We start from the raw sequence: 13,509 nt of genomic DNA on the forward strand, positions 1-13,509 counted from the left end.
ACTCCGATCGCGCGTCTTGTCTGCAATGCGTTGTTGCGCCCGTGCGGCTTCGACGTGGCGGTTCTCGAGACAAACCTCCCTGCGGCAAAGCGCGCACCGGCTGCCCGCGAACTGGCCTACTTCAAGGTGAAGGTTAGCGTTCCGTAACCAAGCTGGTCAAAGCCGCCGCTGTTGGGGCCGTAGTCACCCCCGCCGCCTTCCGCGCGCACCTTTTTCGCGAAGGCTTCCACATCAGGTGCGTTCATGCCCTTGAGCACAACGTAGTGGTTGTACAGCAGTTCCCAGATCGGCCGCACATCGCCACGCGACTTGTCCGAAATCGTCATCTGCGTGACATCGCTGTTGGTGTACGTGGTATAGGGCACATCGCGACCGAGGTTGTACCGGGCTGCATATTCAGCGCCTAGCAGAAAACGATTGTGGTCATAACCGAACAGATCGTCTCCCTGATTCCACGCCATCTGGCAGAACGTACCGAGCAGCGCTACGTCGAGCATGGTGTGTCCCTGATCACGTCCGCTCTCCTGCACCTGTCCGATTCCGCCATCGTAGACTTTCCACACGACATGGCCGATAGCGCCGTTGCCGGCGCCGTGCCTGAAATACCCGGTGGCCTCGTCGTAGATGTCGCGGCGATCCGTGAGCACGCCGATAGCGAGCATCGAGTCCATGTTCGCGAGATCCCAGTTCGCCCAGTAGTGGTCTGTCTTCGCGCCGTTGTGGCGAACGAGGAAGTCGTGGTTCATCGGATAGAAGACCGTCAGCATCGTCGTCTTGAAGCGGCCGAAGTCGGCTGGGCGCCATTCAGGATAAGTGCGCAGGATCTCGGCGGCGTTGGCAAGCTGGTAGCCGTAGATTCCTGAGGCCAGGAACTTGTCCGAAGTGCCGTCAATCGCAGTCAGGGTCGATGACCAGGCATTCAGAATCTCAACCGCCTTTCCGGCATACGCGTCGTCGCCGGAAATCTTCCATCGCAAGGCCAGCGCGTAGGCGGCTGCGGCATCGTTGAAGAGCGCTGCATAGTTCTCTGCATGGTGGCCGTCCGCACCCCGATACACGATCGCCTGCGGATTGGGCTTCCAGTTCAGCGACGCGTGTCGATTGGCGACGAGCTTCTGCCAGCCGGCGACCCAGGGCTGATCGCCGTGCGCGACCTTGATGCGCATCCGGTCGAAGTCCTGCTGTGTGTGAAGCAAGCCCGGATGCACGAATGGATGAGCATCGTTTGCCAGTGCTTCCGGGTTGGTGCTGACGAAGAAGAGTGCCGCAAGAATGCCGCAGCTGAAACGCGCGACGCAGGCCAGCCGCTGGCGAATAAGATTTGAAGATTCCAACTTAGCTCCGAAGGGGGACCGGTTCACCTGGCAACAGGTTGCTATAACACCGGTGACAGCATAAGGGATACCGTTGTCCTGGGTAGCGGTCTGATGGCTTAAGTTCCGCGCAAGTGAAGCCGCCCCCGTCCCGATCCGTTCTTGCCAGGCCATTTATGGGGACGCAATTGGATCAGCGGTGATCCGTGAGGAAACTTACGCCCTGATTGATGGCGCACATGTAGCCGATCTGAGAAGCGATGCGTGTGTACGAAGGTAGTGAAAAGATGTCCATGGTAAAGGCGACTGTCTGGTCAGGCTTGACCTGATAGCGCAGAAACTGCCAGATCGGCTGGCCGGTGCGATCAACCGTTGCGTGTTCGTCAGCAAAACTGAGTGTGCCGTCCGGAATGATCCGGTATGCGCCTATCTTCAGGCCTCCGCGAGTTGTGCCGGGAGAAGTCGTGCCAGCTGCGGGTTCACACCTGGTAAGGTCGACAGCGACGGAGACGCTGGCGCCGCGAGCGAGCGCGGCTTCGACATCGGACAAACTCGACAGTTCGACCGTGGAGGAAGCGTAAGCCGCGCCGGAAAAGGCAGCGAATGAGAGCACGGTCAGTGACGTTTTAAGCATCCTTATCCTCGAATGAAATATCAGATTGCGCTTTCGGGTTACATCGAACTGTGAGTACCGATCTGCGCAAGAAAAGTTGCAAAGCACCGTCACATTGTCGGCGGCGCTCGCCTGGATGCGTCCGAGTCACGGTCCCGACAGAACGTCGTCGCCGGCGCGATTGCAGTTTCAGCGCGCACAGACGCGTCTCGTGACGCCGACCATTCGCGCGCGAACTCCGGCAAGCACCGATGGCGACCCGCGGGGACTCGCCTGGTTCGACGGTGACGGCCCCCACCGTAGCGTCGAGATCCGGCATCGAACATTCGGCCGAATGGTTAGGCTTACTGGCTATATCGGCACAAGGAAAAGCCCACCGGAACCAGGTCCCGATGGGCTTGCTTGAACTTCGACAAAAACGCTCAGGCGTTTAACCCAGCGCAGCCAGACTGTGCTCGATATCCGCGCGCAAATCGGCCTCCTCTTCCAGGCCGATATAAAACCGCACTAACGTACCGCGATGCGGCCATTGCCCTTCGGTGCGCATCGACGCGACGTCGTACGGCATCGCGAGACTATGCGCGCCGCCCCAGCTCCAACCGAGCGAAAACAGTTCCAGCGACTCGCAGAACGTATCGATTTGCGCCGGACTGTAACGCCCATCGAACACAACGGAAAACAGGCCGCCCGCGCCCGTGAAGTCGCGCTTGAAAAATTCATGCCCCGGGCAATCGGGCAGCGCCGGGTGCAATACCGCCGCGATTTCCGGCCGCGTCTTCAGCCATCTGGCCAGCCCGAGCGCCGCGCGGTCATGTTGTTCGAAGCGCAGTTGCAGGGTCGGCAGGCTGCGCAGAATCAGCGAACAGTCATCCGAGGAGACGCCGATGCCCATGCGCATGCGCGCGGCCTTCAGCTTCAGATGCAACTCGCGATCGACGGTAATGGTCGCGCCCATCAGCACATCGCCGCCGCCCGACTGGTACTTGGTCAGCGCCTGCACCGAGATATCGACGCCGTGGTCGAACGGCCGGAACCCAAGCCCCGCCGACCACGTATTGTCGATGGCCGTGACGACGTTGCGCGCGCGCGCAACCGCGGTGATGGCGGGCACGTCGGCCACTTCCATCGTGACCGAACCCGGCGCTTCCAGCCAGATCAAGCGCGTGTTGGGCTGGATCAGATCGGCGATGCCCGCGCCGATCATCGGATCGTAGTAACGCGCCGTGATGCCGAAATCGCGCGCCAGCCAGTCGCCGTGATCGCGATTCGGCGAGTAGACGTCATCGGGAATCAGCACGTCGTCGCCGGCTTTGACAATGCCGAAGTACACGTTCGAAATCGACGACAGCCCCGACGGCTGCAATAACGCGTGCTTGCCGCCTTCGATGGTCGCAAGCCGCTGCGCCAGCGCGAGCGAAGTCGGCGTGGCGTGCAGCCCGTAGCGCCATTGCGCATCGTTTTTCCAGTCGAGCGCGCGCATCGTCGCGAGATCGGGGAACACGACGGTCGAAGCCCGCATGACCGGCATCGAGAACGATTCGAAGCCAGGCGTGAGCTGATCCTTGGCGCGCACGATGCGGGTTTGCAGACCGGGTTTGGATTTGGATTGGGTCATGGTGAATTTCACTCGCCGGTTTGCAGGTTGCTGACGCCACCTACCGCGTGACCGCCCGTTCCGGCCGCCGGGGCCGGTGCGGCGGCAACACCCGCGGATGGCTGCGGCGCCGGCGCGGCCTTGTTCACAGCAGCGCCCGCCGCCGTGACAGCCGCGGCGGCCGGCACCGCCTGCCCCGCTGCCAGCGGCTTCAGATCGAACGCCAGCGGATTGGCATCGTCGACGTTCATCCGTTCGCCGGTGACGGAACCGTCGGCGGCAAATTTGCCGACCCAGTTCCCGGTGATATGCGTGCCGTCGTTCGACTCTTCGACTTCGAGCACGTCGCCGTCACGGTCGCCGGCGATCAGCACCACTTCGCCGTTATCCGTGTACTGATACTCGCCGTGCACGCCGGACGGATCATCGGTTTTCGCGCCGAGCCGCAGCACGATCTGACGTGAGCCCAGCATGCCGGCGTAGCGCGGGAACTTCGCGAATTCGGGGCTCGGCTTGAGCGGCAACTGAATCGGCGGCGGCGCCGCCAATTCCTTCACCGCGTCGCTTTCCGCCCATGCCTGCGCGGGCATCAACGCCGCCGCGCCGGCACACAGCAATGCGGCAACGCTCACGACTGTCCACCCCTTCCAACCGGTCCAGCCGCGCCGACGCGCCGCACCCTTCATCGCTTTCGATTCCTGCATCCGTTCCTTTCCTTGTTGCTTGATACCTGCTCGATACCTGCGTGATACCTGTCTGACGCGAGTTTGCCGCCCGGCCTCAGATCCGTTCGAAGATCGCCGCAATACCCTGCCCGCCGCCGATACACATCGTCACCAGCGCATACCGGCCGCCAACCCGCTGCAGCTCGTACAGCGCCTTGACGGTAATCAGCGCGCCGGTCGCGCCGATCGGGTGGCCGAGCGAAATACCCGAGCCGTTCGGATTGACCTTCGCGGGATCGAGGCCGAGTTCCTTGCTGACCGCGCACGCCTGAGCGGCAAATGCCTCGTTCGCCTCGATCACATCGAGATCGGCGACCGTCAGGCCGGCGCGCTCGAGCGCCTTGCGCGTGGCCGGAACCGGGCCGATACCCATATAAGCCGGATCGACGCCGGCATGCGCGTACGAAACCAGCCGCGCCAGCGGCTTGATGCCGCGCTGTTCGGCGACGCCGCGCTCCATCAGTACGACCGCCGCGGCGGCGTCGTTGATGCCCGACGCATTACCGGCCGTCACCGTGCCGTTTTCCTTCGCGAACACCGGCTTGAGCTTCGAGAAGTCTTCCGCCGTTGCATTCATGCGTGCGTGCTCGTCCGTATCGAACACGACGTCGCCCTTCTTCGAAGGAATCGTGATCGGCAGGATCTGGTCCTTGAAGTAGCCGCTGCTGATCGCGTGAGCCGCGCGACGATGCGATTCGAGCGCGAGCGCATCCTGCGCTTCACGCGAGATGTCGTATTTGCGCGCGACGTTCTCAGCCGTCACACCCATATGGACCGACTGGAACGGGTCGTTCAGCGCGCCGACCATCATGTCGACGAGGCGCACATCGCCCATGCGCTGGCCGAAGCGCGCGGCGGGCATCGAGTATGGCGCGCGGCTCATGTTTTCCGCGCCGCCGCCGATCGCGATGTCGGCGTCGCCGAGCAGCACGCTTTGCGCGGCCGACACGATCGCCTGCAAGCCCGAGCCGCACAGGCGGTTCACCGTCAACGCGGGCGCGTGTTGCGCGACGCCGCCGTTGATCGCGGCCACGCGCGCCAGATACATGTCTTTCGGTTCGGTATGCACGACATTGCCGAACACCACATGGCCGACTTCGTCGCCGGACACATTGGCGCGCGCCAGCGCTTCACGCACCACGCGGGCGCCGAGATCGGTCGGCGGAAAATCCTTCAGACTGCCGCCAAAGCCGCCGATCGCCGTACGCACGCCGCTTACCACCACTACGTCCCGTTGCATCGTTCGCTCCTCTCTTTAGTCTCTCAAGATGATCTTGCCTTGGCGGGCCGCGTGTCGCAGCGCGAAGCGATCAGCCAGCCAGGATGTGTTCGACCGTCGCCCGCGAAGGGATCGGCGCGACGGCGCCGTAGCCTTGCGTCGACAGCGCCGCGGCGACGTTCGCATAACGCGCCGCTTCAAAAGGATCGTCACCGGCGACGATGCGCGCGATGAACGCGCCGCCGAAGCAGTCGCCCGCGCCGGTCGCATCGACCGCATTGACGACGTGGCCCGGCACGACGCGCCGCTCATTGGGCGTCGCGATATACGAGCCTTCCTTGCCGAGCTTGAGCGCGACCACACGCGGACCGTGCGACAGCAGGAAATCGACGATCTCGTCGCGGCCGGTCAAGCCGGTGAGTTCGGTCACGTCGTCCCAACTCGGCAGACAGATGTCGGTCTGACGGATCGCTTCGAGCATCACCGCACGCGCCCGGGCCAACGGCCACAGCTTCAGGCGCAGGTTGGTGTCGAAGCTCACGCCCACGCCGTTGGCGCGTGCATGTTCGATCGCGGCAAGCGCCGCGTCGCAGGCGCTCAGGCTGATCGCGAGGCTGATGCCGGATAGATGGATGACTTTGGCCGCGGCAATCGCATCGAGCGGCAGGTCGTGCGGCGCATAACGGCTCGCGGCCGAACCGGCGCGCAGATAGTCGAACGCGTGGCCGTTGGGGCCGTGCGAGACAAAATACACGCCGGTCGATGCGCGCTCGTCCACCCGCACGAGCGAGGTATTCACCTGCTCGCGTTCCCACAAATCGATCAGCAAACGCCCGAAATGATCGCCGCCGACCGCCGACACGAAACCGGTCTTCGCGCCCTGCCGCGCCGCCGCGATACAGAAGTTCGACGTGTCGCCGCCGAAACCTTGCAGGTAGTTCGGCTGATCCTTGGCCGACTGGTTGAATTCGATCATCGCCTCGCCGAGCGCGAGGATCTCCGGTCTCCGGGCTTCCGGCGTCCGGGCGTCCGGCATCCGGGCTTCCAGCACACGAGTTACGCTTAAGGCCATCGCTTAAACCTCGCCCCACAGGTCGTGGCCGTCGGCGCCGGTGATCTTCACCGACACGAAATCGCCGACCTTGTAGCGCTTCGACGCTTTGGCGGCGGGCGCGATATACACGACACCGTCGATCTCAGGCGCATCCGCAGCGGTGCGGCCAATGCCGCCGTCGGCGTTGATCTCGTCGACCAGCACCTTGAGCGTCTTGCCGACCTTCTTCGCGATGCGCTTCGCCGACACTTCTTCGGCCACTTCCATGAAACGCGCACGGCGTTCCTCACGCACTTCGTCGGGCAGCGCGCCGTCGAGTTCGTTGGCCGTGGCGCCTTCGACCGGCGAGTACGCAAAGCAGCCGACCCGATCCAGCTCCGCCTCGCGGATGAAATCGAGCAGCGTCTGGAACTGCTCTTCGGTCTCGCCCGGGAAGCCGGCAATGAAAGTGCTGCGGATCGTCAGATCGGGACACATTTCGCGCCACGCCTTCACGCGCTCCATCACCTTCTCGGCGTTGGCCGGACGTTTCATGCGCTTCAACACTTCAGGGTGCGCGTGCTGGAACGGCACGTCGAGATACGGCAGCACATGGCCCTTGTACGGACCTTCGGCCATCATCGGGATCACTTCGTCGACGCTCGGATACGGATACACATAGTGCAGACGCACCCATGCGCCGTATTGCGCGGCGAGTTCGCCGAGCGCGCCGACCAGATCGGTCATGCGCGTCTTGATCGGCTTGCCGTTCCAGAAACCCGTGCGGTACTTGACGTCGACGCCATAAGCGCTGGTGTCCTGCGAAATCACCAGCAGTTCCTTCACGCCGGACTTGAACAGGTTTTCCGCTTCGAGCATGACCTCGGCGAGCGGACGCGACACGAGGTCGCCGCGCATCGACGGAATGATGCAGAACGTGCAGCGGTGGTTGCAGCCTTCGGAAATTTTCAGGTACGCGTAGTGACGCGGCGTGAGCTTCACGCCCGCCGCCGGCACCAGATCGACGAACGGATCGTGCGGCTTCGGCAGATGGTTGTGCACCGCCTGCATCACTTCGCCGACCGCGTGCGGGCCGGTCACGGCCAGCACCTTCGGATGCACTTCTTCGATCAGACCGGAACCGCTCGCGCTCTTTTTCGCGCCGAGGCAGCCGGTGACGATCACTTTGCCGTTTTCGTGGAGCGCTTCGCCGATCGCGTCGAGGCTTTCCTGAACGGCTTCGTCGATGAAGCCGCAGGTGTTGACGACCACGAGGTCCGCGCCGTCGTACGTGCCGGAGATCTCGTAGCCCTCGGCACGCAACTGCGTGATGATCTGCTCGGAGTCGACAAGCGCTTTGGGGCAGCCGAGGCTGACGAAGCCGACCTTCGGCGTGGAAGACGTCGGCGCGGCGGGGGAAGTGGTCTGCGGCATAGGGTGGGTCCGGCGTATAGCGGTGGCGATGGCGACAAATGGGGACGAATTGGGGGACGGTGTGGCAGGAACTACGGGGTTAAAGAATCATCCCCGGCAAAACGCCCCGCACACGCAACCGATCATTGTACCGCGCCGGCGGCCCTCCGCTTGCGCGCGCCGCGCCGGCCGCTCTGATCGAATCCGCCATGCACGCCGAGTGCACGCCGGTCCACCGCCGGCCGCGCGGCGGCCACGCGAACGCCTGCGCCCTCGCCGCCATCGTTGCTTGCGCCGTTACTTCTTCTCCGGCTCCGGATTGCCTTGCGGATTGCCTTGCGGATTGCCCGACGGATTTGCCGGCGCATTTGCCGGCGCGTTGGCCGCATTCACCGGGCCGCCCGGCGTAAACGGGAAGGTGCTGAACATGGACTTCGCCTGGTTCTGCATCTGCTCCTGCATCTGCACGAACATGTTCTTCGACTGCTCGATATAGCTGGTCATCATGCCCTGCATCATCGGCGCCTGCATGTTCATGAACTGCGACCAGACTTCGGGATTCATCGCCTTGCCTTCGTACAGGTTCTTCGACTGGTCGGCGAGTTTCGCCTGAATGTCGATGAACGCCTGGATGTTCTTTTCCAGATACGTGCCCATCATGCCCTGCATCGCATGGCCGTAGAAGCGGATGATCTGCGACAGCATCGACGACGAGAACATCGGCAAGCCGCCGCTCTCCTCTTCGAGAATGATCTGCAACAGGATGGCGCGCGTCAGATCCTCGTTGCTCTTTGCATCGATGACCTTGAAATCCTCCTGATCCAGCACGAGCTGTTTGACATCCGTCAGCGTGATGTACGTGCTTGTCTCTGTATCGTAGAGCCGACGATTCGGATACTTCTTGATCAGTCGTTCGGCTGTTTTCTTTGTAGTAGTGGTCATGTAACGCCTTTGAGCGCGAGTTGAGCGCGGAAACGGCGTCCCGTCGACTGCACGATCGGGTAATCGCACAATCGAGACGCCGCCGGAACCATCTGAGCCGAAGCCCGCCGCCTTGTGAGCGGCGCGCTCGAGACTCAGCCCATATGCAAACCGCCGTTCAGCGAAAAATCAGCGCCCGTGGAGAAACCCGATTCGTCCGAGGCCAGCCACGCCACGATCGAACCGATTTCGTCCGGCTGGCCGAGACGGCGCACCGGAATCGTTGCGACGATTTTTTCCAGCACGTCCGGGCGGATCGACTTGACCATATCAGTGCCGATATAGCCCGGCGACACGGTGTTGACCGTCACGCCCTTGGTGGCCACTTCCTGCGCCAAAGACATCGTGAAGCCGTGAATGCCGGCCTTCGCAGTGGAGTAGTTGGTCTGGCCGAACTGGCCTTTCTGCCCGTTCACCGACGAAATGTTGATGACCCGGCCCCAGCCGCGCTCAACCATGCCGTCGATCACCTGCTTGGTGACGTTGAACAGGCTGGTCAGGTTGGTGTCGATCACCGCCGTCCAGTCTTCATGCGTCATCTTGCGGAACACGACGTCGCGCGTGATGCCGGCGTTGTTCACCAGCACGTCGATCTCGCCGACTTCGGACTTGACCTTGTCGAACGCGGCCCTGGTCGAATCCCAGTCGCCGACATTGCCTTCGGACGCGATGAAGTCGAAACCCAGCGCCTTCTGCTCGTCGAGCCACTTCACGCGGCGCGGCGAGTTCGGGCCGCAGCCTGCGACCACCTTGAAGCCTTCTTTGTGGAGCCGCTGGCAAATGCTCGTGCCGATGCCACCCATGCCGCCCGTTACGTACGCAATTCGCTGTGTCATAAACTTCACTCCGTTATCGTTTTCGAGGCGCCGACCGGCTGCCTCATCCCTCGCCTTGTGCTTCATCTCCACTGCCGCCGGGCGACCGGCCGGCGAGGCCACTGCTCACCGCGCGCCGCCCGCTGCAACGAGGCGCGCGGCAACCATGCCTGAAACCGCCTTACGCGCGCTCGACCGCCAACGCGACGCCCATGCCGCCGCCGATACACAGCGACGCCAGACCCTTCTTCGCATCGCGCTTCTGCATTTCGTGCAGCAGCGTGACGAGAATCCGGCAACCGGACGCGCCGATCGGATGGCCGATCGCGATCGCCCCGCCGTTCACGTTGACCTTCGACGTATCCCAGCCCATCTGCTTGTGCACGGCGAGCGCCTGCGCGGCAAAGGCTTCATTGATTTCCATCAGGTCGAGATCGGCCGGGCTCCAGCCCGCGCGCTCCAGACAGCGGCGCGAAGCCGGCACCGGGCCCATGCCCATCACCTTCGGATCGACGCCCGCGTTGGCGTAGGCCTTGATGCGCGCGAGCGGCGTGAGGCCGAGCGCCTCGGCCTTCTTCGCCGACATCACGATCACCGCCGCCGCGCCGTCGTTCAGACCCGACGCGTTCGCCGCCGTCACCGTGCCTTCCTTCGAGAACGCCGGCTTCAGGCCCGCGAGCGATTCGGCCGTCACGCCATGACGCACGAATTCATCCGTGGCGAAACGCAGCGGCTCGCCCTTGCGTTGCGGAATTTCGACCGGCACGATTTCGTCGCCGAAACGGCCCGACTTCTGCGCGGCTTCCGCCTTGTTCTGCGACAGCGCCGCGAACGCATCCTGCTGCTCGCGCGTGATGCCGTATTCCTTGGCGACGTTCTCCGCCGTCACGCCCATGTGGTACTGGTTATACACGTCCCACAGGCCGTCGACGACCATCGAGTCGATCAGCTTGGCGTCGCCCATGCGGAAGCCGTCGCGCGAACCCGGCAGCACGTGCGGCGCCGCGCTCATGTTTTCCTGACCGCCGGCGACCACGATGTCGGCGTCGCCCGCGATGATCGCGTTGGCGGCCAGCATCACCGCCTTCAGCCCCGAGCCGCACACCTTGTTGATCGTCATGCCGGGCACGGCCGATGGCAGCCCTGCCTTGATCAGCGACTGACGCGCCGGGTTCTGGCCGGAGCCGGCCGCCAGCACCTGGCCCATGATCACTTCGCTGACCTGCTCGGGCTTCAAACCGGCCCGTTCGAGAACGGCACGAATCACCGTCGCGCCAAGATCGGGCGCGGCGATCTTCGCCAGAGACCCACCGAATTTGCCTACTGCCGTACGGGCGGCCGATACGATCACAACATCAGTCATTTCCATATCCTCCGGGCACGCCGGCCAATTGCGCCGCAGCCCGTCAAGTTAAAAGTCTAGTTGCTCTTTCGCTCTTGCTTCAATCACGCGCTCATCCGGATCACTCTTCGAACTGCGCAATGAAATCTTCACGGCGACTCACATTACACACTACTCGCGCCGCCGCACATAGCGCCCCGGCGCCGGCTCGATGACCGGAAACCCGGCCGAGCCCGGTTTGGCGCGCGGCTTCACTTTCTTGCCGCCGTACTGCTCCAGCCAGGCGGTCCATTCGGGCCACCAGCTGCCGGGGACTTCGGCGGCCTGATCCAGCCACTCGTCCGGGCCTTCCGGCAGTGTTCTGGTGTCGCCTTCCAGAACCCAGTAATTGCGCTTTTTCTTCGCCGGCGGATTGATCACGCCCGCGATATGGCCCGACGCGCCGAGCACGAACTTCAGCGGCCCCGTCAGCAACGGCACCGACGCATACGCCGTTTGCCACGGCACGATATGGTCTTCGCGCGAACCGTAAATGAAGGTCGGCACGTCGATCTTCGACAGGTCGACCGGCTCGCCGCAGGTGGTCAACGCACCCGGATCGCGCAGACGGTTCTCGAGATACGTATTGCGCAGATACCAGACGTACATCGGACCCGGCAGACTGGTCGAATCGCTGTTCCAGTACAGCAGATCGAACGGCACCGGCGTGCGCCCTTTGAGGTAGTTGTCGACGACGTAGTTCCACACCAGGTCGTTCGGGCGCAGGAACGAGAACGTGTTGGCGAACTCGATGCCGCGCATCAGCCCCGGCGCGCCGCCGTTCTTGCCGCCGATGCTCTGCTCGCGCATCTGCACATGCGCTTCGTCGACGAAGATGTCGAGCACGCCCGTGTCCGAGAAATCGAGCATCGCGGTGAGCAAGGTCATCGACGCAGCCGGATGTTCGCCGCGCGCGGCTGCCACCGCCAGCGCCGTGGCCAGCATCGTGCCGCCGACACAGAAGCCGAGCGTGTTGATCTGCTCGCGGCCGCTGATCTTGCACACCGTATCGATCGCGGTGAGCACGCCTTCGCCGATGTAATCGTCCCACGTCTTATGCGCAATGGATGCATCCGCGTTGCGCCACGAGATCAGGAACACCTGATGCCCCGAATCGAGCGCATGCGCGACCAGCGAGTTCTCCGGCTGCAGATCGAGAATGTAGAACTTGTTAATGCAAGGCGGCACGATCAACAGCGGCCGTTCGTGCACGGTGGCTGCACGCGGCTTGTACTGGATCAACTGGATCAGATCGTTTTCGAAAACGACCGAGCCTTCGGTGTTCGCGAGATTGTCGCCGACCACGAAACGCGATTCGTCAGTCTGCGAAATTTTGCCGCGCTGCAAGTCGCTGAGCAGGTTCATCACACCCTGCCGCAAACTCTCGCCCTGACTCTCGAGCAAGGTCTTTTGCGCTTCCGGATTCAAGGCGAGGAAGTTGCTGGGCGATGCCGCCGCGGTCCATTGCTGCACAGCGAAGCGAATGCGTTCCCGCATCTTCGGTTCGGTTTCGAGCGCATCGACCAGTTCCTGCAGATAACGTGCATTCAACAGATACCACGCCGCGGTGAACGCGTAGGCCGGCGTTGCGCTCCATGCGTCGGCACTGAAACGGCGGTCTTTGAGTTCGGGGATTTTCGTCGTCGAGGCGGCGGCCTGCTGGATCAACTCCATCGCCTCGCGGGAATAATCGGCTTGCAGCTTTTGCAGACGCTCCGATGGGATCGCCGCGCCCGGAACATTGAGTCCGGCGAATGACGTCAGCGACGGCATCGCCGGAATAGATGCGGCAGCGGCTGCTTTGCTGAAGTCCGGCATGCCGGGAAACGCTGGCATTTGCGGCATCTGCGCCGGCATCTGCGGCATGGTGAATGGCGCGCCGTTGCCGCCGGGCGGTGTGCCGAGCGAACGCCATGCGTTCACCCAGGCGTCGAATAACTGCTGCATGCCGGCGGCTGAAGCTGCGCCGCCCGTACCGGCCTGCTGCGCATGCTCCGTCGAGGAGTCCGTGCTGGGGGAAGCTGAGGAATATGATGCTGCCATACCTGCTTTTGACCGGTAAGTCCTTGCGGACGGTTTGAGAGGCAGGTTCTTGCGCACGTGGGCGATTGCTCGCGACCTCGTCACGCCCTGCTCCATGTGTGAGGAACATTCTTGCTCCCCATTGCAAGGCATGTCAATGCTTGTTCCCGATTTTGCCGCAGTGCGATATTTTTTTAATTATCGTTTTCCCTGTGTAGCAGATCGCGCTTTTGAACATGGTTCGCCACATGGACTCACCAAGGAAAAAGCTCCCATTTGGCATGGGCTTATACGCGCTCATCCGTGCGCGTACCCATGCTTTTCGCGGCGGATTTACGCTTGTCCGACGAATTCCGGCAGCGCAGCAAAAAAGCCTGCTGCGCCTCCGAACAAACCCTCA

At 63.0% G+C, this 13,509-nt stretch carries 11 protein-coding genes; all 11 read right to left on the reverse strand.

What is annotated here, in order from left to right:
• Nucleotides 1–116 precede the first annotated feature (116 nt).
• Nucleotides 117–1,487, reverse strand: coding sequence for an alginate lyase family protein (locus tag AC07WT_RS10915; protein ID WP_494947110.1), 1,371 nt, complete (start codon nt 1,485–1,487; stop codon nt 117–119).
• A gap of 19 nt (nt 1,488–1,506) precedes the next feature.
• Nucleotides 1,507–1,947 (reverse strand): VirK family protein, encoded by a 441-nt coding sequence (locus AC07WT_RS10920; RefSeq protein ID WP_494947111.1) that lies wholly within the window; start codon nt 1,945–1,947, stop codon nt 1,507–1,509.
• Between the two features lie 409 nt (nt 1,948–2,356).
• Entirely contained in the window at nt 2,357–3,541 is a 1,185-nt protein-coding gene (locus AC07WT_RS10925) for a cystathionine beta-lyase (RefSeq protein ID WP_494947112.1), read from the reverse strand.
• Between the two features lie 8 nt (nt 3,542–3,549).
• Nucleotides 3,550–4,224, reverse strand: a complete 675-nt coding sequence (locus tag AC07WT_RS10930; protein ID WP_494947113.1) for a hypothetical protein — start codon at nt 4,222–4,224, stop codon at nt 3,550–3,552.
• Between the two features lie 76 nt (nt 4,225–4,300).
• Complete coding sequence (gene bktB, locus AC07WT_RS10935; RefSeq protein WP_494947114.1) at nt 4,301–5,485, reverse strand: beta-ketothiolase BktB; 1,185 nt, start codon at nt 5,483–5,485, stop codon at nt 4,301–4,303.
• Nucleotides 5,486–5,555: 70 nt separating this feature from the next.
• Nucleotides 5,556–6,500, reverse strand: a complete 945-nt coding sequence (locus tag AC07WT_RS10940) for a sugar kinase (RefSeq protein WP_494947115.1) — start codon at nt 6,498–6,500, stop codon at nt 5,556–5,558.
• 39 nt (nt 6,501–6,539) lie between these two features.
• Complete coding sequence (rimO, locus tag AC07WT_RS10945) at nt 6,540–7,931, reverse strand: 30S ribosomal protein S12 methylthiotransferase RimO (protein ID WP_492592427.1); 1,392 nt, start codon at nt 7,929–7,931, stop codon at nt 6,540–6,542.
• A 276-nt stretch (nt 7,932–8,207) separates the two neighbouring features.
• On the reverse strand, nt 8,208–8,852 hold the full coding sequence (phaR, locus tag AC07WT_RS10950) for a polyhydroxyalkanoate synthesis repressor PhaR (RefSeq protein WP_494947116.1): 645 nt from the start codon (nt 8,850–8,852) through the stop codon (nt 8,208–8,210).
• A 134-nt stretch (nt 8,853–8,986) separates the two neighbouring features.
• Nucleotides 8,987–9,727 (reverse strand): 3-ketoacyl-ACP reductase, encoded by a 741-nt coding sequence (locus AC07WT_RS10955; protein ID WP_492592429.1) that lies wholly within the window; start codon nt 9,725–9,727, stop codon nt 8,987–8,989.
• 160 nt (nt 9,728–9,887) lie between these two features.
• Nucleotides 9,888–11,069, reverse strand: coding sequence for an acetyl-CoA C-acetyltransferase (locus AC07WT_RS10960; RefSeq protein WP_494947117.1), 1,182 nt, complete (start codon nt 11,067–11,069; stop codon nt 9,888–9,890).
• 150 nt (nt 11,070–11,219) lie between these two features.
• Complete coding sequence (phaC, locus tag AC07WT_RS10965) at nt 11,220–13,034, reverse strand: class I poly(R)-hydroxyalkanoic acid synthase (RefSeq protein ID WP_494948418.1); 1,815 nt, start codon at nt 13,032–13,034, stop codon at nt 11,220–11,222.
• Nucleotides 13,035–13,509 lie beyond the last annotated feature (475 nt).

It is taken from the genome of Paraburkholderia sp. GW821-FHT02A12 (genome assembly GCF_059422005.1).

Bases quoted from the DNA above. Each gene is read 5' to 3' on its own strand.
- AC07WT_RS10930 (WP_494947113.1), bottom strand. From the start codon at position 4,224: ATGCAGGAATCGAAAGCGATGAAGGGTGCGGCGCGTCGGCGCGGCTGG.
- phaC (WP_494948418.1), bottom strand. From the start codon at position 13,034: ATGCAGCAGTTATTCGACGCCTGGGTGAACGCATGGCGTTCGCTCGGC.
- AC07WT_RS10915 (WP_494947110.1), bottom strand. From the start codon at position 1,487: ATGGCCTGGCAAGAACGGATCGGGACGGGGGCGGCTTCACTTGCGCGG.
- AC07WT_RS10925 (WP_494947112.1), bottom strand. From the start codon at position 3,541: ATGACCCAATCCAAATCCAAACCCGGTCTGCAAACCCGCATCGTGCGC.
- rimO (WP_492592427.1), bottom strand. From the start codon at position 7,931: ATGCCGCAGACCACTTCCCCCGCCGCGCCGACGTCTTCCACGCCGAAG.
- AC07WT_RS10940 (WP_494947115.1), bottom strand. From the start codon at position 6,500: ATGCCGGACGCCCGGACGCCGGAAGCCCGGAGACCGGAGATCCTCGCG.
- AC07WT_RS10960 (WP_494947117.1), bottom strand. From the start codon at position 11,069: ATGACTGATGTTGTGATCGTATCGGCCGCCCGTACGGCAGTAGGCAAA.
- AC07WT_RS10920 (WP_494947111.1), bottom strand. From the start codon at position 1,947: ATGCTTAAAACGTCACTGACCGTGCTCTCATTCGCTGCCTTTTCCGGC.
- bktB (WP_494947114.1), bottom strand. From the start codon at position 5,485: ATGCAACGGGACGTAGTGGTGGTAAGCGGCGTGCGTACGGCGATCGGC.
- phaR (WP_494947116.1), bottom strand. From the start codon at position 8,852: ATGACCACTACTACAAAGAAAACAGCCGAACGACTGATCAAGAAGTAT.
- AC07WT_RS10955 (WP_492592429.1), bottom strand. From the start codon at position 9,727: ATGACACAGCGAATTGCGTACGTAACGGGCGGCATGGGTGGCATCGGC.